We start from the raw sequence: 20,798 nt of genomic DNA on the forward strand, positions 1-20,798 counted from the left end.
TCCGTCGTCGGCAGCGTCAGATGTGTATAAGAGACAGCCCCGGACCCCGCCGCGACCATGCAGGCCGGCGCGACGCCGCTCGACGTCACGGCGCTCGCCGACGAGCTGGACGAGCGTCTGAGCGCCGCCGACCGTGACCTCTCCGAGCGCTTTCCCGGGCCCGCGGCCGGCCGGCAGCCCGTGCACACGGTGTACGTCCCCGCGGACCGGTACGACGCCCGGCTCGCGACGACGTGGGGCGCGGCGGCGACCGCCGCCATCGACTCGAACGCGGCTGCCTTCTCGTCGGTCGTCGGCGACACGCAGACCGAGGAGGCGGTGCGCCGCAAGCTCGCGACCGAGCCGGTCGAGGACCTCCGGATCGACTTCGAGGACGGGTACGGGGCGCGCCCCGACGACGAGGAGGACGCTGCGGTCGACGCCGCCGCCGACGAGCTGCTCGCGTCGCTCGAGCGCGGTTCGGCTCCGCCGTTCACCGGCATCCGCTTCAAGTCGTTCGAGGCCCCGACCCGCCGCCGGGGGCTGCGCACCCTGGCCCGCTTCGTCGAGCGCGTGTGCGAGGAGGGTTCCCTGCCACCGGGGTTCGTCGTCACCCTGCCCAAGGTGACGAGCGTCGAACAGGTGGAGGCGATGGTGGTGGCCGCCGAACGGCTCGAGTCCGCGCTCGGGCTGGGCACGCCGCTCCGCTTCGAGATCCAGGTCGAGACGCCGCAGGCGATCCTCGGACCCGACGGGGCCTCGCTCGTCCCACGCATGATCCATGCGGCAGCCGGTCGGTGCACGGGACTGCACTACGGCACCTACGACTACTCGGCCTCCCTCGGCATCGCCGCCGCGCACCAGGCCATGGACCACCCTGCCGCCGACCACGCCAAGGCCGTCATGCAGGTCGCCGCGGCCGAGACGGGCGTGCGGCTCTCCGACGGGTCATCGAACGTCCTCCCGGTCGGCAGTGCCGACTCCGTGGCCGCCGCCTGGGCACTGCACCACCGGCTCGTGGGCCGCTCCCTCGCGCGCGGCTACTACCAGGGCTGGGACCTGCACCCGGCCCAGCTGCCGACACGGTACGCCGCGGTGTTCGCCTTCTACCGCAGTGGATTCCCCGGAGCGGCCCGCCGCCTGGCCGACTACGTCGCACAGCGCGACTCCGCCTTCATGGACGAGCCCGCGACCGCGCGCGCCCTCGCCGACTTCGTGCTGCGCGGCATCGACTGCGGCGCCCTGGACGCGGACGAGGCGGCCACTCGGTGCGGCATGGACCGCGTGGCCCTCGCGCGACTGGCCCGCCGCGCCTGACCACAGCGGTCGGTCGCCCACCTCGCTGGTCGCGCACCACGGCGCACGGCTGCCGCCCGGCACGCGAGACGGGTCCGCCGGACCGTTGACGGCACGGGACAGCCACGCCTACCCTTCCATTATTCGATAATTTGATTCCGCATCTTGGAAGTCATAGACCGGAGCCGCAAGACCGCTCCACCGCGACCCCGACCACGGCACCCTGATGGGAAGCACCGTCGCGAGCAGAACCAGCCATCGACAATGGAGTTGAGACATGAGCATCGTTCTGGGCCCGAACCAGTACGGCAAGGCTGAGAACCGGGTGGTCCGCATCACGCGGGACACAGCCCGACACGAGATCGTCGACCTCAACGTGTCGACGTCACTCCGCGGTGACTTCGCCGACGCGCACGTGACCGGCGACCAGTCCAAGATCCTCCCCACGGACACGCAGAAGAACACCGCCTTCGTCTACGCCAAGAAGCACGGCGTCAGCTCGCCCGAGGACTACGCGCTCGCCCTCGCCGGACGCTTCCTCGACGCCGCGCCCGCGGCGACCGGGGCCCGCATCGAGGTCGAGCAATACGCCTGGGACCGTATCCCGGTCGGCGACGGCGGTCACGACCACGCCTTCGTCCGCCGCGGCGGCGACACGCGCACGACCGTCGTCACGGTCGAACGCGCGGGGGACGCGTCGGCGGGGGCCGCGGCGGGGGCACGCACGACGCACGTCGTCTCCGGGCTCACGGACCTCGTCGTGCTCAAGTCCACCGGCTCGGAGTTCAAGGGATACCTCAAGGACGAGTACACGACGCTCGCCGAGACCGACGACCGCATCCTCGCGACGTCGCTCGTCGCCCGGTGGCGTCACCTCGGCACCGACGTCGACTGGAACAAGTCGTTCGACAGCGTCCGCGAGACGCTCCTCGAGGTGTTCGCGACCACGTACAGCCGCGCCCTGCAGGAGACCCTCCACGCCATGGGCCAGGCCGTCCTCGAGCGGCACGCGGACATCGCCGAGATCAGGTTCTCCGCGCCCAACAAGCACCACTTCCTCGTCGACTTCTCCGCCTTCCCGGACGTCGAGAACAACGGCGAGGTCTTCATCGCCGCCGACCGCCCCTACGGCCTCATCGAGGCGACCGTGCTGCGCGACGACGTGCCGGCCGCACCCGAGGCCTGGCTCGCCACCCCCGGCTTCTGCTGACCGGAAAGGGACTCGACCATGAGCACAGCTGCCACCGGGGCCACGCAGGCCCCTGCCCGGCGTCCCCGCCGGTCGCGCCACCCCGTCGACGAGGTGCTGCCCGCACCGCGGCTCTTCGTCTACGGCTTCCAGCACGTCCTCGCCTTCTACGCCGGCGCGGTCATCGTGCCGATCCTGCTCGCGAGCGCGATCCACCTGTCCACCGAGGAGCTCATCCACCTCATCAACGCCGACCTCTTCACGTGCGGCATCGCCTCGATCATCCAGTCGGTCGGCTTCTGGAAGGTGGGCGTTCGCCTCCCGCTGCTGCAGGGCGTGACCTTCACGGCCGTCTCTCCCATGATCGCCATCGGCCTCGCCGCCGGCGGCGGCACCGAGGGCCTGCTCGTCATCTACGGCGCGGTCATCGTCGCGGGCCTCTTCACCTTCCTCATCGCCCCATACTTCAGCCGCCTGATCCGCTTCTTCCCGCCGGTCGTCACGGGCTCGGTCATCACGATCATCGGCATCGCGCTGCTGCCCGTCGCCGCGGCGGACGCCGTCGGCGGCGCCGGGCCCGACCTCAACCCGTCGAGCGGTCGCAACATGGCGTACGCGTTGGGCACGCTCGCGCTCATCGTCGTCATCCAGCGCGTCTTCAAGGGCTTCATGGCAACCGTCGCGGTGCTCGTCGGCCTCGTCGCCGGCACGCTCGTCGCCTGGCTGCTGGGCGACGCGCACTTCGACAGCGTCTCGGGCTCAGGGTGGTTCGGCGTCACCACACCCTTCTACTTCGGCTGGCCGAGGTTCTCCGTCGCGGCCGTCATCTCGATGGTCGTGGTCATGCTCATCACCGCGGTCGAGACCACCGGTGACGTCTTCGCCACGGGAGAGATCGTCGAGAAGCGGATCGAGCGCGAGGACATCGCGCGTGCGCTGCGGGCCGACGGTCTGGCGACGACGATCGGCGGCGTCTTCAACTCGTTCCCCTACACCTGCTTCGCCGAGAACGTCGGGCTGGTGCGCCTCACGCGGGTCAAGAGCCGCTACGTCGTCGCCATGGCCGGCGCGATCATGATCGTCATCGGTCTCATCCCCAAGGCGGGAGCGGTCGTCGCGGGGATCCCGCACCCCGTGCTGGGCGGCGCGGCACTCGCGATGTTCGCCACCGTGGCCGTCGTGGGCTTCCAGACCCTCTCGCGCGTGGACTTCCACGACCACCGCAACGTCGTCATCGTCGCCACGAGCGTCGGGCTCGCGATGTACGTCACGGCGCAGCCCGACGTCGCCAAGGCGGTGCCCGGCTGGGCGCAGATCATCCTCGGCTCGGGCATCACGCTCGGCAGCATCACGGCCATCCTGCTCAACCTGCTCTTCCACCACGTCGGCTCGACGCGGGGTCCGGCCGTCGCCGGCACCCCGGGCCGGCTCGTCCGCCTCACCGAGGTCAACGAGATGACCCGGGAGCAGTTCGTGGGCACGTTCGGGAGCCTCTTCCAGGGGCCGACCTGGGTGGTCGAGCGGGCCTACGACCAGCGGCCGTTCGCCGACACCAAGGACCTGCGCCAGGCCTTCCAGGAGGCGCTCTTCTCGGCCACCACCGAGGAGCAGCTCGACCTCATCGACGCCTACCCGGACCTCGGGGCCGAGAGCGTCGCAGGCGGTGACGAGGGTGAGGACTCACTGCGCGACCAGGCAGCGCTGGGCCTCACGCGTCTGGACGAGAAGGACCACCTGGAGCTGTCCGAGCTGACGCACCAGTACCGCGACCGTTTCGGCTTCCCGCTCGTCACGTGCGTGCGCGACCGGGACTCCTTCGCACAGGTGCTGCGTCACGGGTGGGAGCGGCTCAACAACTCGCCGAGCCAGGAGCACGCGGCGGCGCTCGTCGAGATCTCGAAGATCGCGGCGTACCGCTTCGACGGCCTCGTCGCCGACGCCAACCCGATCCACAGTGCCCGCACGCGCAGCGTCGACGTGGACCAGATGGCATGAGCCGGAGCACCGACACCAGCACCTCGGCGTCCGCGGGACTCGAGACCTTCAACGACGAGCCGGTGGAGTCCCTGCGACCGCGGCTGCTCGCCTGCCTCGGCGTCGACCGCTGGGCCGACGACGTGCTCGCCGGGCGGCCGTATGCCGGACGTGACGCCGTCCTCGAGGTGGCGGAGCGATCCGCCCGCCACCTCGACGACGCGGAGCTCGCCGCCGCGCTCGCCGGGCACCCCCGCATCGGGGAGCGGGCGAGCGCACCGGAGCACCACGCCGAGCTCTCCCGGCGCGAGCAGTCGGGCGTCGACCCCGCCGACCGCGAGGTCGCCGCGGCCCTGGCCGCCGGCAACGCCGCGTACGAGAAGCGTTTCGACCGCGTCTTCCTCATCCGCGCCGCCGGACGGTCCGCCTCGGAGATCCTCGCGGAGCTGCGGCGTCGGCTCGCCAACGACGACGAGACCGAGCGCGCCGAGACCGTGGCCCAGCTGCGCGAGATCGCCCTGCTCCGGCTCGAGGGGGTGCTCTGATGTCGACCCTGTCGACCCACGTGCTCGACACCAGCACCGGGCGGCCGGCGCGGGACCTCGGGGTCACGCTCGAGTCGGCGTCCGGGGAGGCTCTGGGCGCCGCGACGACGGACGCGGACGGCCGGGTCGGGTCCCTCGGGCCCGACCGGCTCGAGGCCGGCGACTACCGCCTCCGGTTCGAGACCGGCGCCTGGTTCGCCGCCAACGGCACCCGCGGCTTCTACCCGGAGGTCACGATCGCGTTCACGATCGCCGACTCCGACGAGCACTACCACGTGCCCCTGCTGCTCAACCCGTACGGCTACTCGACCTACCGCGGCAGCTGACCTCCGCTCCACCACCCACCGGCCCGAACGTCCTCGTTACGTCGTAAGCCGTTGCAGCGCAACGCTGCTCAAGAGATGGGACGACGGCCTGCGGCCTCTTGACGGAGGACGCGCGTCCCCTTACCGTTTTGCATATCGGAAATTCTTTTCCACATAACGGAAGTTGAGAGATGACGACGAACCAGCACCGCGGCGCACCGGTCGCCCCCGGCGGCCTGCGCTACCTGGCCAACTGCTCGATGCTGTTCACCGAGCTGCCGCTGCTCGAGCGGCCCCAGGCCGCCCGTGACGCCGGCTTCGACACCATCGAGCTGTGGTGGCCGTGGCCCGAGCAGCCCGTGCCCTCTGACCGGGACGTGGAGGCCCTCGTCCGCGCCGTCGAGGATGCCGGCGTGCGTCTCGCCGGGCTCAACTTCTTCGCAGGCGACCTGGCCGGTCCGGACTGCGGGGTGCTGTCGATCCCCTCACGAGTGGGGCAGTTCCGCGACAACGTCGATGTCGCCGTCGGCATCGGTGAACGGCTCGGCGTCGGCGCCTTCAACGCGCTCTTCGGCAACCGCGTCGACGACGCGTCGCCGCAGGAGCAGGACGCCCTGGGCCGCGAGAGCATCGTGGCGGCCGCCCACGCGGCGGACCGCATCGGTGCGACGGTCCTCGTCGAGGCGGTCAGCGGCCCCAAGCCCTATCCCCTGCGCACGGCCGCGGACGCCGTCGCCGTCGTGGACGACGTGCGTGGGGCCGGCGCCCACAACGTCGGCTTCCTGCTCGACCTCTTCCACCTGGCCAACAACGGGGACGACCTCGACGCCGCCGTTGGCACCTACGCCGACCGGGTCGCCCACGTCCAGGTCGCGGACTGGCCCGGTCGCGGGGAGCCGGGGACCGGGCGCCTCGACCTCGACCGTCACCTCACCGACCTCGCTCGGCACGGCTACACCGGGTGGGTCGGGCTCGAGTACGCGCCGACGACCTCCACCCTCGACAGCCTCGGCCGGCTGGGCCTCGCCTCGACGACCGCGCAGTGAGCCGCTCCGCGCGGCCTCCCTCCACCACACCAGACCTCCCAACGATCGCAAGGAGATCGACATGACCAGCATCGCCTTCATCGGGCTCGGCATCATGGGCAGCCCGATGTCCGTGCACCTCGCCAAGGCCGGCCACGACGTCGTGGGCTACAACCTCACCCCCGACCGCTACGCCCCCCTCGTCGAGGCCGGCGGCCGAGGCGCTGACTCCATCGCCGACGCCGTCAAGGCCGCCGACGTCGTCGCGGTCATGGTGCCCGACTCCCCCGACGTGCAGGCGGCGCTGCTCGGCGACGACGGCGTCTTCGCCAACGCGCAGCCCGGCACGCTCGTCATCGACTTCTCCTCGATCCGCCCCGACGTCACCGCCGAGCTCGCGAAGGAGGCCCGCGCCAAGGGCTTTCGTCTCCTCGACGCGCCGGTCTCCGGTGGCGAGGCGGGCGCCCGCAACGCCGCCCTGTCCATCATGGTGGGCGGCGCGGCCGACGACTTCGCCGAGGCGAAGCCGATCCTCGACACGGTCGGCAGCACCGTGGTCCACGTCGGCGGCAACGGCGCCGGCCAGACCGTCAAGGCGGCCAACCAGCTCATCGTGGCCGCCAACATCGAGGCTCTCGCCGAGGCGGTCGTCTTCCTCCGGGCCTACGGCGTGGACCTCGACGCCGCCCTGAGGGTCCTCGGCGGCGGCCTCGCCGGCTCCAAGGTGCTGGACCAGAAGCGCGACAACATGCTGACCGACTCGTTCGAGCCCGGCTTCCGGATCGACCTGCACCACAAGGACATGGGCATCGTCAGCTCCGCCGCACGTGAGGCGGGGGTCGTGCTCCCGCTCGGCAGCCTCGTCGCGACGCTCATGGCCTCCGCCCGCGCCAACGGCGACGGTGGCCTCGACCACTCCGCCCTGCTCCGCGGCGTGCAGCGCCTCTCCGGGCAGCAGCCCGCCTGACCCACAGACCCGCCCCACGGTATACCGCCGCGACACCCAGCCGTCTGCCGGGGGCAGCCACGCAAGGACACGAACATGGCACGCATGACAGCAGCCCAGGCCGCGGTGGAGATCCTCAAGAAGGAGGGCATCACCAACGTCTTCGGCCTACCCGGGGCCGCGATCAACCCGTTCTACAAGGCGATGCAGACCCAAGGCGGCCTGCACCACACGCTCGCCCGCCACGTCGAGGGCGCCTCGCACATGGCAGAGGGCTGGACGCGCGCCCGCGCCGGCAACATCGGCGTCTGCATCGGCACGAGCGGCCCCGCGGGCACCGACATGGTCACCGGGCTCTACTCGGCGAGCGCCGACTCGATCCCCATCCTCTGCATCACCGGTCAGGCACCCGTCGCCAAGCTGCACAAGGAGGACTTCCAGGCCGTCGACATCGCCGCGATCGCCAAGCCGCTGACGAAGATGGCCGTCACGGTCCTCGAGGCCGCCCAGGTCCCCGGCACGTTCCAGCAGGCCTTCCACCTCATGCGCTCCGGTCGACCCGGCCCCGTCCTCATCGACCTGCCCATCGACGTCCAGCAGACCGAGATCGAGTTCGACGTCGACACGTACGAGCCGCTGCCCGTCTACAAGCCGGCCGCGACGCGTCGCCAGGTCGACAAGGCGCTCGACCTGCTCGAGGCCGCCGACCGCCCGCTCATCGTCGCGGGCGGAGGCATCATCAACGCCGACGCGGCCGACCTGCTCGTCGAGTTCGCCGAGCTGACCGGCGTGCCCGTCGTGCCGACCCTCATGGGCTGGGGCACGATCGCCGACGACCACGAGCTCAACGTCGGCATGGTCGGTCTGCAGACGAGCCACCGCTACGGCAACGCGACACTGCTCGCGTCGGACTTCGTGCTGGGGATCGGGAACCGGTGGGCCAACCGTCACACCGGCGACGTCGAGACCTACACCGCGGGCCGCACCTTCGTGCACGTCGACATCGAGCCGACGCAGATCGGGCGGGTCTTCGCCCCCGACTTCGGCATCGTCTCCGACGCCAGGGCGGCCCTCGAGCTGTTCGTCGAGGCGGCACGCGAGCGCCGCGCCGCGGGTCGGCTGCCGAACCGCACCGGATGGGTCGCGGAGTGCCTCGAGCGCAAGCGAAACCTGTGGCGAAAGACGAACTTCGACGTGGTGCCGATCAAGCCGCAGCGGGTCTACCAGGAGATGAACAAGGCCTTCGGCAGCGACGTCCGCTACGTCAGCACGATCGGCCTCTCCCAGATCCAGGCCGCCCAGCTGCTCCACGTCTACCGGCCCCGGCACTGGATCAACGCCGGCCAGGCCGGTCCGCTGGGCTGGACCGTGCCGGCCGCCCTCGGAGTCGCCACGGCCGACCCCGACTCGACGGTCGTGGCGCTGTCGGGCGACTACGACTTCCAGTTCATGATCGAGGAGCTGGCGGTCGGGGCGCAGTTCAACATCCCGTACATCCATGTCCTCGTGAACAACGCGTACCTCGGCCTCATCCGCCAGTCGCAGCGTGGTTTCGACATGGACTACTGCGTCCAGCTCTCCTTCGAGAACATCAACGCTCCCGAGGTGAACGGGTACGGAGTCGACCACGTCAAGGTGGCAGAGGGCTTGGGGTGCAAGGCGATCCGGGTCACTCGACCGGAGGAGATCCTGCCCGCGCTCGAGCAGGCCAAGAAGATGGTCGTCGAGCACCGCGTCCCTGTCATCGTCGAGGTCATCCTCGAGCGGGTGACCAACGTGTCCATGGGCATCTCGCTCGGCACCGTGACCGAGTTCGAGGAGCTCGCGGTCAGCGAGCAGGACGCCCCGACCGCGCTCTACGCGAACCTCGACTGAACCCGACCCAAGGAGCTCCCGTGCCCCGAGTCGTCATCGCCCCGGACAAGTTCAAGGGGACGCTGAGCGCAGCCACCGTCGCGTCGTACCTCCTCGCCGGTGTCCGGGCGGGTTGCCCCGACGCCGAGGTCGTCACCGTCCCGGTGGCAGACGGCGGCGACGGGACCGTCGCGGCCGCCGTCGCGGCGGGGTTCCACCGCGTCCCCGTCCGTGCCAGTGGACCCACGGGAGCGCCGGTGGCGACCGCGTGGGCGAGGCGGGGCGACACGGCCGTCGTCGAGCTCGCGGACGTGAGCGGCCTGGGGCAGCTTCCGGGCGGCGTCTCCGCGCCGCTCACGTCCACGAGCCGGGGCACGGGTGAGGTCATGGCCGCGGCCCTCGACGCCGGATGCCGCCGCCTCGTCGTCGGCATCGGCGGCAGTGCCGGCACCGACGGCGGCGCCGGGCTGCTGCGCGCCCTGGGAGCACGCACCCCGGACGCGGCAGGCCGCCCCGTCTCCGAGGGCGGCGCGGCCCTGGCGGATGTCGCGACGCTGGACCTGACCGGCCTGCACCCGGCGCTCGCCGACGCCGAGATCGTCGTCGCGTGCGACGTCGACAACCCGCTCACGGGTCCGGAGGGCGCGGCTGCCGTCTACGGGCCGCAGAAGGGTGCCACCGCCGAGGAGGTCGACCGTCTCGACACGGCGCTCGGACACTGGGCCGACGTCGTCGCCGCCTCGACCGGGCACGACCTGCGTGACGTCCCGGGTGCCGGGGCCGCGGGTGGGGTCGGCTTCGCGCTCGTGGCCGCGCTCGGGGCGGTCGCGCGGCCCGGCGCCGAGCTCGTCTTCGAGCTCACCGGACTGGTCGACCTGCTGTCCGGCGCGGACCTCGTCATCACCGGGGAGGGATCGCTAGACGAGCAGACGCTGCGCGGGAAGGCGCCGGCCGCCGTGGCGGCGGCGGCGCGCGCAGCGGGCGTCCCTGTGGTCGCCGTCGCCGGTCGCTGCCTCCTGGACCGGGAGACCTGGGCCGCTGCTGGTTTCGCGGACGTCCTGACGACGACCGACGAGGCGGGGTCGCTCGAGGCGTCGCTCGAGGCACCGGGGGCGGCCCTGGAACGCATCGGGCAGCGCCTCGCGCAGTCGCTGAGCGTGGCTCCGGCATGAGGTTCGCACGCGTGGGCCCGCCGGGCTCGGAGCGCCCTGTCGTCGTGACGACGGACGGTACGCTGCTCGACCTCGCCCCGGTCGCGACCGACGTCGACGCCGGCTTCCTGGCCCACGGGATCCCCGCTGCCCGCGAGGCGCTCGAGCGCGACCTGCTTGCTCCCCTGCCTGTTCCCCTGCACGCGGCCGGTCGCTCGCCGGCGAACGGCGCCGGAGGCGTCCCCCGGTACGGACCATCTGTCGCCCGTCCGGGGAAGATCGTCGGCCTCGGCCTCAACTACCACGACCACGCGGCCGTCCTCGGGGTCCCGGTGCCGACCGAGCCCGTCGTGTTCCTCAAGGCGACGAGCTCGGTCTGCGGACCCGACGACCCGGTACGCCTCCTGCCCGGGTCCACGACGACGGACCACGAGGTCGAGCTCGCGGTCGTCGTGGGTCGCCGGCTCACCGACGCCACCCCCGAGGAGGCCCTCGCCGCGGTCGCGGGCTACACCCTCGCCGACGACCTCACCGACCGCGAGCTGCAGCTCGAGCGCGGTGGCACCTGGACGAAGGGCAAGTCCGCCGACACCTACTGCCCGCTGGGTCCGTGGCTCGTCACACCTGACGAGCTCCCGGCGCCGGACGCGACCGGGGTGCGCCTGCGGCTCGACGTGAACGGCCGGCGCCGCCAGGACGGCACGACCGACGACATGGTCCTCGGGGTGGGCGCGGCGCTCTCGTACGTCAGCGCGCTGATGAGCCTCGAGCCGGGCGACGTCGTCATCACCGGCACCCCCGCCGGTGTCGCCATGGCGGCGCCGGAGCCGCGCCCGTACCTCCGCGACGGCGACCTCGTCGAGGTCGACGGAGGGCCCCTCGGCCGACATCGCTCCCCGATCCGGGCCGCGCGGCATACGGTCGGACACGAAGGCCCGACGAAGGAGTCGCCCGCATGGCTCTCGACACGCTGATCCGCGCGCCCCGCGCCGTCGTCGACGGACACGTCACCGCGGCGGTCGTCGGGGTGCAGGACGGCCGCGTGGCCGAGCTCCGCACGGCGCCGACGCTCGCCGAGGTCGAGCCCGCCGCGCGGATGCTCGCGGCGCGGGCCCTCGTCGACCTGGCACCCGACGAGGTGCTCCTGCCCGGTCTCGTCGACACGCACGTGCACGTCAACGAACCGGGGCGCACCGAGTGGGAGGGCTTCGCCAGCGCCACCCGTGCCGCCGCCCGTGGCGGGGTGACGACCATCGTCGACATGCCGCTCAACTCCGTCCCCCCGACGACGACCGTCGAGGCGCTGGAGGCCAAGCGCGAGGTCGCCCGTGGTCAGGCCTGGGTCGACGTCGGCTTCTGGGGCGGAGCCGTCCCCGGCAACGTCGAGGACCTCGGACCGTTGCATGAGCAGGGCGTCTTCGGGTTCAAGTGCTTCCTGCTGCACTCGGGTGTCGACGAGTTCCCGCACCTCGAGCCGGCCGACTTCGAGGCCGCGATGCACGAGACGGCGCGCCTCGGCGCGCTGATGATCGTCCACGCCGAGGACGCACACGTCATCGAGCAGGCCCGTCCGGCGGACGGTCGGGCGTACGCCGCCTTCCTGCGCTCGCGTCCGCGTGGCGCCGAGAACCTCGCGATCGCCCACGTCATCGAGCTGGCCCGGCGGACCGGTGGCCGCGCGCACGTGCTGCACCTGTCGAGCTCCGACGCGCTGCCGATGCTGAGATCGGCGCGCGCCGACGGCGTCGCGCTCGGCGTCGAGACGTGCCCGCACTACCTGACCTTCTCGGCCGAGGAGATCCCGGACGGGGCGACGGAGTTCAAGTGCTGCCCGCCGATCCGCGAGTCGGCGAACCGCGACCGCCTCTGGGAGGGGCTGGCCTCAGGCGACATCGACCTCGTCGTCACCGACCACTCGCCGTGCACGCCCGACCTCAAGGCGTTCGACAGCGGCGACTTCGGCACGGCGTGGGGCGGCATCGCCGGGCTCCAGCTCGGGCTCGCCGCCACCTGGACCGGCGCGCGGGCCCGCGGCCTCGGGCTGCCGGACGTCGTGCGCTGGATGTCCACTGCACCCGCGGAGCAGGTCGGTCTGGCCGCCAAGGGACGGATCGCCGTGGGAGCGGACGCCGACCTCGCCGTCTTCGCCCCCGACGACGAGTTCGTCGTCGACGCGAACGCCCTCCAGCACAAGAACCCCGTGTCGGCGTACGCCGGCCGCACGCTCACGGGCCTCGTGCGGCAGACCTGGCTGCGCGGCACCCCCGTGGACGTCGACGCAGCGCCGCGTGGGCGGCTGCTGCGGAGAGGAGACGCATGAACCAGCCGAGCTACCACGTCCCGTCGGGCGGGTTGCCACCCCAGACCGACCTGACGACCGACCGGGCCGTCTTCACCGAGGCGTATGCCCTCCTGCCCCGCGGGACGATGCGCGACATCGTCACCAGCGCGCTCCCCTACTGGGAGGGGACCCGCACCTGGGTCATCGCCCGGCCGCTGTCGGGGTTCGCCGAGACGTTCTCGCAGTACGTCGTCGAGGTGTCGCCCGGCGGAGGCAGCGACCGGCCCGAGCTCGACCCCGGCGCCGAGGGCGTGCTCTTCGTCGTCGGCGGGTCGCTGCGTCTCCTCGTCGGCCCCGACGGGCAGCTCGACGAGCACGTCATGGAGCCGGGCGGGTACGCGTACCTGCCGGCCGGCGCCCGCTGGCGTCTCAGGGTCGACGCCGACGCGAACGAGCCCGCGACGTTCCACTGGATCCGCAAGGCGTACGAGCCGGTCGACGGCATCGACGCACCGGAGGCGTTCGTCACGCACGAGCGCGACGTCGAGGCCAGCCCGATGCCGGACACGAACGACGCGTGGACGACGAAGCGCTTCGTCGACCCGCTCGACGTGCGTCACGACATGCACGTCACGATCGTCACCTTCGAGCCGGGAGGGGTCATTCCCTTTCCCGAGACCCACGTCATGGAGCACGGCCTCTACGTGCTGGAGGGCAAGGCCGTCTACCTGCTCAACAGGGACTGGGTCGAGGTGCAGGCGGGGGACTTCATGTGGCTGCGCGCGTTCTGCCCGCAGGCCTGCTACGCGGGAGGCCCGGGACGCTTCCGCTACCTGCTCTACAAGGACGTCAACCGGCACCCGAAGCTGTCCAGGCAGTTCCTCTGAACGGAACCAACTATCCACATAGTGGAATAACTGCCGAGCCACACCTTCCCAACGGACTGGGCTGCCGCGTACGATCGATGCAGCGTCCGACCGTTGTTCGGCATGGATAACCAGCGGCTCGGTTCACCCCCCCAACCATGCGGCCGATCGTCGTCTCGACCGGTCGAACCGGTGCTTCGCGCACCACGAGGAGTGGACAATGACGTCTTCGACCACCGCGCCGACCCCGTCGGTCTGCGTCAACGGCGAGCGCATCGACCTCGCCGGTGTGCCGGCCTGGACGAGCGCGCTCGACCTGATCCGGTCGCGTGGCCTGACCGGCGCCAAGGAGGGCTGTGCCGAGGGTGAGTGCGGGGCGTGCTCGGTCCTCGTGGCCCGCCCCGGCAGCGACTCCTTCGGCGGGCGCCGAGGCACTGCGGACGGCACGGCCGACGCCACGGCCTGGACCGCCATCAACGCGTGCCTCATCCCGGCGGCCTCGCTCGACGGGCAGGAGGTCGTGACGGCCGAGGGCCTCGGCGAGCCCACGAGGCTGCACCCCGTGCAGCAGGAGCTGGCCGAGCGCGGCGGCTCGCAGTGCGGCTACTGCACGCCCGGGTTCGTCTGCAGCATGGCCGCCGAGTACTACCGCCCCGGCCGCTGCGACACGGCTCCCGGTCACGACGACGGCAACGAGCACGGCAACGAACACGGCCCCAACGGCTTCGACCTCCACGCCCTGTCGGGCAACCTGTGCCGCTGCACCGGCTACCGGCCGATCCGCGACGCCGCGTACGCGCTGGGCCCTCCTGCCGAGTCCGACCCGCTCGCCGCGCGCCGTCACGAGCCGGCACCGGCGGCCGTCGCCACACGGCTCTCCACGGCGTCCGGCTCCTACGCCCGAGCGGCGGACCTCGCCGACGTCTTCGCCCTCATGGCCGAGCACCCCGACGCGGTGCTCGTCGCCGGGTCGACCGACTGGGGCGTCGAGGTCAACCTCCGCGGCACCCGCGCGCCCCACGTCATCGGGATCGACCGGGTCGAGGAGCTGCGCGGCCTCGAGGTCGGGGCCACGTCCGTCGAGATCGGCGCGGCCCTCACGCTGTCCGAGGTCGAGAGCAGGCTGGACGGTCGGATCCCGCTGCTCGCCGAGGTGTTCCCGCAGTTCGCCTCACGCCTCATCCGCAACGGCGCGACCATCGGCGGCAACCTCGGCACCGGATCCCCCATCGGCGACCTGCCCCCGGCCCTGCTCGCTCTCGAGGCGGCCGTCGTGCTCGCGTCGTCGCGCGGCGAGCGCGAGGTGCTGCTGGCCGACTACTTCACCGGCTACCGCCAGACCGTCCGGGCCGCCGACGAGGTCATCCGTGCGGTGCGGGTCCCGCTGCCGCTCGCTCCTGTGTCGGCCTTCCACAAGATCGCCAAGCGGCGCTTCGACGACATCAGCAGCGTCGCCGTGGGCTTCGCCGTCACCGTCGAGGGCGGCACCGTGCGCAAGGCCCGGATCGGTCTCGGCGGCGTCGCCGCGACCCCCGTCCGGGCACTCGCGACCGAGGCGGCCCTCGAGGGCCGCGCCTGGAGCAAGGAGGTCGTCCGCGAGGCGGCCGCGGTGATGCGCGCCGAGGGCACTCCGCTCGACGACCACCGCGCCAGCGCGGCGTACCGGAGCACGATGCTGGGCACGGCCCTGCTCAAGCTCCATGCCCGGCACGCGACGCAGCAGGAGGTGGGAGCATGAGCCAGCTCTCCGAGCGCCCGACGAACCCCGTTGTGGGACAGACGATCCCGCACGAGGCAGCAACGCTCCACGTCACGGGTCGAGCCCTCTACACCGACGACCTCGTCGGCCGCACTGCCCACGTGCTGCACGCCTGGCCGGTACAGGCACCTCACGCCCGCGCCACGGTGACCGCCCTGCGCGTCGAGCCGGCGTACGCCGTCGAGGGTGTCGTGCGTGTCCTGACCGCAGCAGACGTCCCCGGCGTCAACGACGCGGGGGTCAAGCACGACGAGCCGTTGTTCCCCACCGAGGTGATGTACGTGGGCCACGCCGTGTGCTGGGTCCTCGGGGAGACGCTCGAGGCCGCCCGGCTCGGCGCGGCAGCGGTGGAGGTCGACTACGAGCCGCACCCCGCGATCGTCACGGTCCGCGAGGCCATCGCCGCCGAGTCCTTCCAAGGGGCCCAGCCGCGCCTCGAGCGCGGCGACGTCGGTGCCGGCCTCGCGCGCTCGACGCACGTGCTGAGCGGCGAGCTCGAGTTCGCCGGGCAGGAGCACTTCTACCTCGAGACGCACTGTGCGCTCGCCCACGTCGACGAGAACGGCCAGGTCTTCGCGCAGTCGAGCACCCAGCACCCGAGCGAGACGCAGGAGATCATCGCGCACGTGCTCGGGATCGCGAGCAACGAGGTCACCGTCCAGTGCCTCCGCATGGGCGGCGGCTTCGGCGGCAAGGAGATGCAGCCCCACGGCCTGGCCGCCATCGCCGCCCTGGGCTCCACACTCACCGGGCGCCCGGTTCGTCTGCGGCTCAACCGGACCCAGGACATGACGATGACCGGCAAGCGGCACGGCTTCCACGCCGAGTGGCGGGTCGGCTTCGACGACGACGGACGCCTCCAGGCCCTCGATGCCACCCTGACCGCCGACGGTGGCTGGAGCCTCGACCTGTCCGAACCGGTGCTCGCCCGTGCCCTCTGCCACATCGACAACGCCTACTGGATCCCGGACGTCCGCGTGAACGGTCGCATCGCGCGGACCAACAAGACCTCGCAGACGGCCTTCCGGGGTTTCGGCGGTCCCCAGGGCATGCTCGTCATCGAGGACATCCTCGGCCGGTGTGCACCCCTGCTCGGGATCGACCCCGCCGAGCTGCGGCGCCGCAACTTCTACGTCGAGGGGCAGAGCACCCCGTACGGGCAGACGGTGCGCCACCCCGAGCGCCTCGTGACGGCCTGGGACGGCGTCGTCGCGAGCGGTGAGCTCGACCGACGCCGGCACGAGATCGCGGAGTTCAACGCGACCCACGCCGACACGAAGCGGGCCCTCGCCATCACACCCGTGAAGTTCGGGATCTCCTTCAACCTGACGGCGTTCAACCAGGCCGGCGCGCTCGTGCACGTCTACAAGGACGGGTCGGTGCTCATCAACCACGGCGGCACGGAGATGGGCCAGGGGCTGCACACGAAGATGCTGCAGGTGGCCGCGACCACGCTCGGCGTCCCGCTGCACAAGGTGCGCCTCGCCCCGACCCGCACCGACAAGGTCCCCAACACCTCTGCCACCGCGGCGAGCTCGGGGGCCGACCTCAACGGCGGAGCCGTCAAGAACGCGTGCGAGCAGATCCGGGGGCGGCTGGCCCAGGTCGCGGCCGGGGCCCTGGGCGTCAACCCGCACGACGTGCGCTTCGAGCGGGGCATGGTGCACGCCGTCGGCGACGACGGGGAGCACATCGACTGGGACGACGTCGTGGGCCTCGCGTACGTCCAGCGGGTCCAGCTGTGGGCAGCCGGCTTCTACCGCACCGAGGGCCTTCACTGGGACTCGTCGCGCATGCAGGGCTCGCCGTTCAAGTACTTCGCCTACGGCGTCGCGGCGGCCGAGACGGAGGTGGACGGGTTCACCGGCGCGTACCGCACGCGGCGCGTCGACATCGTCCACGACGTCGGCGACAGCCTCTCCCCACTTGTCGACCTGGGCCAGATCGAGGGCGGCTTCGTCCAGGGCGCAGGGTGGCTCACGCTCGAGGACCTGCGCTGGGACGAGAGCGACCGGCCCTCCCGCGGACGGCTGGCCACCCAGGCCGCAAGCACCTACAAGCTGCCGTCCTTCTCGGAGATGCCCGAGGTCTTCAACGTGTCGCTGCTCGAGCACGCGCACGAGGAAGGCGCCGTCTACGGCTCCAAGGCGGTGGGCGAACCGCCCCTCATGCTGGCCTTCTCGGTGCGGGAGGCGCTGCGCCAGGCGGCCGCCGCGTTCGGCCCGCCGGGGACGAGCGTGGCCCTCGCCTCGCCGGCGACCCCGGAGGCGGTCTACTGGGCCGTCGAGTCCGCGCGCAGCCAGCACGCCGAGGACGGCGAGGCAGAGCGTGCCGCGAGTGCCGCGATGACGCTGGGTGACGGCGCGCCGGCGCCGGACCAGCCTCCGGCCGAGGCACCGCGGATGCGCCCGGAGTCCGAGCAGGTCGCGGCCGGAGCCACGGCCGCAGCCACGGCTGGAGCGGGACGATGAGCTGGGTCCGGGCCGTCGAGGCCCTGCGCGCCCAGCGCCTGCCCGGAGTCCTCGTCACGGTCACGGCCGTGCGCGGTCACGCGCCCCGCGAGGCCGGCGCCAAGATGGTCGTGGCCGCCGACGAGGTCTGGGACACCATCGGCGGCGGGAACCTCGAGGCGACCGCCGTCGACCGCAGCCGGGCGCTCATCGCCGACGGCGCGTTCGCACCCGAGACCCTGACGCTCTCGCTCAGCGACAAGGCACCCGGCGAGCACGGTCAGCAGTGCTGCGGCGGCGAGGTGACGATCCTGCTCGAGCCGCTCGCCGTCGTGCCCGCCGTCGCGATCTTCGGTGTCGGCCACGTCGGGCTCGAGCTGGCCCGCATCCTCGCGAGGCACGACCTCGAGCTGCACCTCGTCGACTCACGCGCCGACCAGGTGGAGCCGGAACGCCTGGCCGTCCTCGACGACGCCGTCGCGCGCATCCACGTGCACCACACCCCGGTGCCCGAGATGGCTCTGGGGCAGGTCCCCGCCGGGACGGACGTGCTCATCATGACGCACGACCACGCAGAGGACGCGGCCCTGTGCGACATGGCCCTGCGCAGCAGCCACCTGGGCTCGATCGGGCTCATCGGGTCATCGGCGAAGTGGCATCGCTTCGAGGTGCTGCTGCGCCGTGAGGGCCACGACGCCGCCGCCCTGGCCCGGATCACGACGCCCATCGGCCTGCCGGACATCGTCGGCAAGGACCCCGCGACCATTGCCGTCAGCGTTGCGGGCGACCTGCTGCGGCGGTTCGCGGCCCGACCGTCCGGCTCGCGTCGCCCGTCAGCCTCGTCAGCCTCGTCGACGTCCCCGCCGTCCGACGGCCGTTCGGAGGTGGCCCGGTGACGATCTACCGCGGCACCTTCTTCGACACCCCTCCCGGCGGCTCCGACGCCCCGACGGGTCACGTTCTGCGTGCAGACGCGGACATCGCCCTTCGCGTCGTCGACGGCACCATCGTCGAACGCGGCGCCTACGCAGACGCCCGCCGCCGCCATCCCGACGAGGACGTCGTCGACCTCAGTGGGGGCCTCGTGCTCCCGGGCCTGGTCGACACCCACGTCCACTACCCGCAGGTCCGGGCGATCGGCGCGCTCGGCATGCCGCTGCTCCAGTGGCTCGACGAGTGCGCGCTGCCCGAGGAGGCGCGGCTCGCCTCGGCGCCCTATGCGCGCGAGGTGGCGACGGAGTTCGTCGCCGGCCTCGTGTCCGCCGGCACGACGACCGCCCTCGTCTTCGGCTCGCACTTCGCGAGCGCCGTGGACGTCCTCTTCGAGGAGGTCGAGCGGGTCGGTGTGCGCGTCACCGCGGGCCTCGTCGTCAGCGACCGTTCGCTGCCCGCGGCCCTGCTCAGCACGCCGGAGCGGGCCTATGACGAGGCGCTCGACCTCGCGCGTCGCTGGCACGGGCGGGGCCGGTCGAGGTACGCCGTGACGCCGCGCTTCTCGTACTCCGCGAGCGACGACCTGCTCGACTCGTGCCGGGCCGTCCTCAAGGACGTCCCGGGAGCGTGGTTCACGTCGCACGTCAACGAGAACCCGGCCGAAGTGGCCGCTGTGGCAGCGCTTTTCGCCGACGCCGAGGATTACGTCGACACCTACGACCGGCACGGGCTCGTCGGCACGAGCACGGTCCTGGCCCACAACGTCCACGCGACCGACCGGGAGCTGGCGATGCTCGCCTCCCAGGGTGCAGCGGTGGCGCACTGCCCGACGAGCAACTCCGCGCTCGGCAGCGGCCTCTTCCCGCTCCGGGCGCACGCCGAGCACGGCGTCCGGGTCGCCCTCGGCTCGGACGTCGGCGCGGGCACCGGCTTCTCGCTGCTCAAGGAGGGACTGCAGGCGTACTTCATGCAGCAGCTCCTCGGCGCCCGGGGTCTGCCGCTCCGGGCGCCGGACCTGCTGCACCTGGCCACCCGGGCAGGTGCCCTGGCCCTCGGGCTCGGCGAGCAGGTCGGTGACCTGTCGGTCGGCAAGCAGTTCGACGCGGTGTGGGTGCGGCCGCTGTCGGGCGACCCGCTCGACGTCGGCCTGCGGCACGCCGCGTGCCCGGAGGACGCCCTCGCCAAGACGTTCGCGCTCGCGGGTGCCTCCGACCTGGCCGGCGTGTGGGTGGGCGGCGACCGGGTCAAGGGCTGAGCCCGCCGGTCAGCGGGCCTCGGCGTCGAGGACGGCCGCGTACGCCGGCAGGGTGAGGAAGTCCGGGAAGTCGTCGGAGACCGCGCTGCCGACGAACAGCCGACGTGCCTCGGCCCACAGGCCGTCGGCGTCGAAACGGTCCCCTCCGACGGCGCTGCGGAGGGCGGCACACTCCTCCTCGACCACGGCCTGGACCAGCTCGGCCGTCACCGTCGTGCCGTCGGCGAGCGTCACGTCGTTGTGGATCCACTGCCACACCTGGGACCGCGAGATCTCGGCGGTGGCGGCGTCCTCCATGAGGTTGTCGATGCCGGCCGCGCCGTTGCCCGAGAGCCAGGCGTGGAGGTACTGGATGCCGACGGACACGTTGCCGCGCAAGCCCTGGAGCGTGCGCTCGCCGGGGGTCCGGGAGACTGCGAGCAGGTCGGAGGCCGTCACCTCCACGTCGTCGCGCTGCCGGTCCAGCTGGTTGGGCCGGTCGCCCAGCGTCTCGGTGAAGACCTCGGCGCACAGGCCGACGAGGTCGGGGTGGGCGACCCAGGACCCGTCGAAGCCGGCCCTCGCCTCGCGGGTCTTGTCCTCGCGCACCTTCGCGAAGGCGCGCTCGTTGGCCTGGGCGTCGCGGCGGCTCGGGATGAACGCCGCCATGCCGCCGATGGCCATCGCACCGCGGCGGTGGCACGTCGCGACGAGCAGGTCGCTGTAGGCCTTCATCATCGGCGCGTTCATCGTCACGTCGTTGCGGTCCGGGAGGGTGAAGGCGGGGCCGGCGTCGCGGAAGTTCTTGATGATGGAGAAGAGGTAGTCCCACCGACCGGCGTTGAGCCCGGCTGCATGGTCTCGCAGCTCGTAGAGGATCTCGTCCATCTCGAAGGCGGCCGGGATCGTCTCGATGAGCACGGTGGCCCGGATCGTGCCGCGGTCGAGACCGAGCACCTCCTCGGTGCGGGTGAAGACGTCGTCCCAGAGACGCGCCTCGAGGTGCGACTC

General features: G+C 72.2%; 17 protein-coding genes. 16 read left to right on the top strand and 1 reads right to left on the bottom strand.

The window, feature by feature from the left end; translation table 11 throughout:
- The first annotated feature begins 57 nt into the window (after window positions 1-57).
- From ACR9ZK_RS13440 to guaD, 16 genes are all read left to right on the top strand, one after another.
- Window positions 58-1,296 (top strand): DUF6986 family protein, encoded by a 1,239-nt coding sequence (locus ACR9ZK_RS13440; protein ID WP_481342445.1) that lies wholly within the window; start codon window positions 58-60, stop codon window positions 1,294-1,296.
- A 256-nt stretch (window positions 1,297-1,552) separates the two neighbouring features.
- The gene (pucL, locus tag ACR9ZK_RS13445; protein ID WP_481342446.1) at window positions 1,553-2,485 is read left to right on the top strand and encodes a factor-independent urate hydroxylase; all 933 of its coding nucleotides are present in this window, start codon (window positions 1,553-1,555) and stop codon (window positions 2,483-2,485) included.
- Window positions 2,486-2,503: 18 nt separating this feature from the next.
- Window positions 2,504-4,459, top strand: a complete 1,956-nt coding sequence (gene uraD, locus ACR9ZK_RS13450; RefSeq protein ID WP_481342447.1) for a 2-oxo-4-hydroxy-4-carboxy-5-ureidoimidazoline decarboxylase — start codon at window positions 2,504-2,506, stop codon at window positions 4,457-4,459.
- On the top strand, window positions 4,456-4,983 hold the full coding sequence (uraD, locus tag ACR9ZK_RS13455; protein ID WP_481342448.1) for a 2-oxo-4-hydroxy-4-carboxy-5-ureidoimidazoline decarboxylase: 528 nt from the start codon (window positions 4,456-4,458) through the stop codon (window positions 4,981-4,983). The genes uraD (ACR9ZK_RS13450) and uraD (ACR9ZK_RS13455) overlap by 4 nt, the downstream gene beginning before the upstream one ends.
- Window positions 4,983-5,309: a hydroxyisourate hydrolase gene (gene uraH / locus ACR9ZK_RS13460; RefSeq protein ID WP_481342449.1), complete on the top strand. Its 327-nt coding sequence runs from the start codon at window positions 4,983-4,985 to the stop codon at window positions 5,307-5,309. The genes uraD (ACR9ZK_RS13455) and uraH overlap by 1 nt, the downstream gene beginning before the upstream one ends.
- A gap of 170 nt (window positions 5,310-5,479) precedes the next feature.
- Window positions 5,480-6,334 (top strand): hydroxypyruvate isomerase family protein, encoded by an 855-nt coding sequence (locus ACR9ZK_RS13465; RefSeq protein ID WP_481342450.1) that lies wholly within the window; start codon window positions 5,480-5,482, stop codon window positions 6,332-6,334.
- A 61-nt stretch (window positions 6,335-6,395) separates the two neighbouring features.
- Window positions 6,396-7,280: a 2-hydroxy-3-oxopropionate reductase gene (locus ACR9ZK_RS13470; protein WP_481342451.1), complete on the top strand. Its 885-nt coding sequence runs from the start codon at window positions 6,396-6,398 to the stop codon at window positions 7,278-7,280.
- A 75-nt stretch (window positions 7,281-7,355) separates the two neighbouring features.
- Window positions 7,356-9,134: a glyoxylate carboligase gene (gene gcl / locus ACR9ZK_RS13475; RefSeq protein ID WP_481342452.1), complete on the top strand. Its 1,779-nt coding sequence runs from the start codon at window positions 7,356-7,358 to the stop codon at window positions 9,132-9,134.
- A gap of 20 nt (window positions 9,135-9,154) precedes the next feature.
- Complete coding sequence (locus ACR9ZK_RS13480) at window positions 9,155-10,285, top strand: glycerate kinase (protein WP_481342453.1); 1,131 nt, start codon at window positions 9,155-9,157, stop codon at window positions 10,283-10,285.
- A gap of 44 nt (window positions 10,286-10,329) precedes the next feature.
- Window positions 10,330-11,238 (top strand): fumarylacetoacetate hydrolase family protein, encoded by a 909-nt coding sequence (locus tag ACR9ZK_RS13485; RefSeq protein WP_481342454.1) that lies wholly within the window; start codon window positions 10,330-10,332, stop codon window positions 11,236-11,238.
- Window positions 11,220-12,584 (top strand): allantoinase AllB, encoded by a 1,365-nt coding sequence (allB, locus tag ACR9ZK_RS13490; RefSeq protein WP_481342455.1) that lies wholly within the window; start codon window positions 11,220-11,222, stop codon window positions 12,582-12,584. Before ACR9ZK_RS13485 ends, allB begins: the two co-directional genes overlap by 19 nt.
- Complete coding sequence (locus ACR9ZK_RS13495) at window positions 12,581-13,432, top strand: bifunctional allantoicase/(S)-ureidoglycine aminohydrolase (RefSeq protein ID WP_481342457.1); 852 nt, start codon at window positions 12,581-12,583, stop codon at window positions 13,430-13,432. Before allB ends, ACR9ZK_RS13495 begins: the two co-directional genes overlap by 4 nt.
- A 199-nt stretch (window positions 13,433-13,631) precedes the next feature.
- Entirely contained in the window at window positions 13,632-15,149 is a 1,518-nt protein-coding gene (locus ACR9ZK_RS13500) for a xanthine dehydrogenase small subunit (protein WP_481342458.1), read from the top strand.
- Window positions 15,146-17,641: a xanthine dehydrogenase molybdopterin binding subunit gene (xdhB, locus tag ACR9ZK_RS13505; RefSeq protein WP_481342459.1), complete on the top strand. Its 2,496-nt coding sequence runs from the start codon at window positions 15,146-15,148 to the stop codon at window positions 17,639-17,641. The genes ACR9ZK_RS13500 and xdhB overlap by 4 nt, the downstream gene beginning before the upstream one ends.
- Window positions 17,638-18,516, top strand: a complete 879-nt coding sequence (gene xdhC, locus ACR9ZK_RS13510; RefSeq protein WP_481342460.1) for a xanthine dehydrogenase accessory protein XdhC — start codon at window positions 17,638-17,640, stop codon at window positions 18,514-18,516. Before xdhB ends, xdhC begins: the two co-directional genes overlap by 4 nt.
- The gene (gene guaD / locus ACR9ZK_RS13515) at window positions 18,513-19,808 is read left to right on the top strand and encodes a guanine deaminase (protein ID WP_481342461.1); all 1,296 of its coding nucleotides are present in this window, start codon (window positions 18,513-18,515) and stop codon (window positions 19,806-19,808) included. The genes xdhC and guaD overlap by 4 nt, the downstream gene beginning before the upstream one ends.
- A gap of 9 nt (window positions 19,809-19,817) precedes the next feature.
- Here the strand turns inward: guaD and ACR9ZK_RS13520 are convergent.
- On the bottom strand, window positions 19,818-20,798 hold a 981-nt coding region (locus ACR9ZK_RS13520; RefSeq protein ID WP_481342462.1), incomplete at its 5' end, for a malate synthase.

This window comes from Monashia sp. HAY1-5C, assembly GCF_056755255.1.

What these genes read in the sequence shown, in the direction of transcription:
- ACR9ZK_RS13440 (WP_481342445.1), top strand. Translation starts at nt 58, where the DNA reads ATGCAGGCCGGCGCGACGCCGCTCGACGTCACGGCGCTCGCCGACGAG.
- pucL (WP_481342446.1), top strand. Translation starts at nt 1,553, where the DNA reads ATGAGCATCGTTCTGGGCCCGAACCAGTACGGCAAGGCTGAGAACCGG.
- uraD (WP_481342447.1), top strand. Translation starts at nt 2,504, where the DNA reads ATGAGCACAGCTGCCACCGGGGCCACGCAGGCCCCTGCCCGGCGTCCC.
- uraD (WP_481342448.1), top strand. Translation starts at nt 4,456, where the DNA reads ATGAGCCGGAGCACCGACACCAGCACCTCGGCGTCCGCGGGACTCGAG.
- uraH (WP_481342449.1), top strand. Translation starts at nt 4,983, where the DNA reads ATGTCGACCCTGTCGACCCACGTGCTCGACACCAGCACCGGGCGGCCG.
- ACR9ZK_RS13465 (WP_481342450.1), top strand. Translation starts at nt 5,480, where the DNA reads ATGACGACGAACCAGCACCGCGGCGCACCGGTCGCCCCCGGCGGCCTG.
- ACR9ZK_RS13470 (WP_481342451.1), top strand. Translation starts at nt 6,396, where the DNA reads ATGACCAGCATCGCCTTCATCGGGCTCGGCATCATGGGCAGCCCGATG.
- gcl (WP_481342452.1), top strand. Translation starts at nt 7,356, where the DNA reads ATGGCACGCATGACAGCAGCCCAGGCCGCGGTGGAGATCCTCAAGAAG.
- allB (WP_481342455.1), top strand. Translation starts at nt 11,220, where the DNA reads ATGGCTCTCGACACGCTGATCCGCGCGCCCCGCGCCGTCGTCGACGGA.
- ACR9ZK_RS13495 (WP_481342457.1), top strand. Translation starts at nt 12,581, where the DNA reads ATGAACCAGCCGAGCTACCACGTCCCGTCGGGCGGGTTGCCACCCCAG.
- ACR9ZK_RS13500 (WP_481342458.1), top strand. Translation starts at nt 13,632, where the DNA reads ATGACGTCTTCGACCACCGCGCCGACCCCGTCGGTCTGCGTCAACGGC.
- xdhB (WP_481342459.1), top strand. Translation starts at nt 15,146, where the DNA reads ATGAGCCAGCTCTCCGAGCGCCCGACGAACCCCGTTGTGGGACAGACG.
- xdhC (WP_481342460.1), top strand. Translation starts at nt 17,638, where the DNA reads ATGAGCTGGGTCCGGGCCGTCGAGGCCCTGCGCGCCCAGCGCCTGCCC.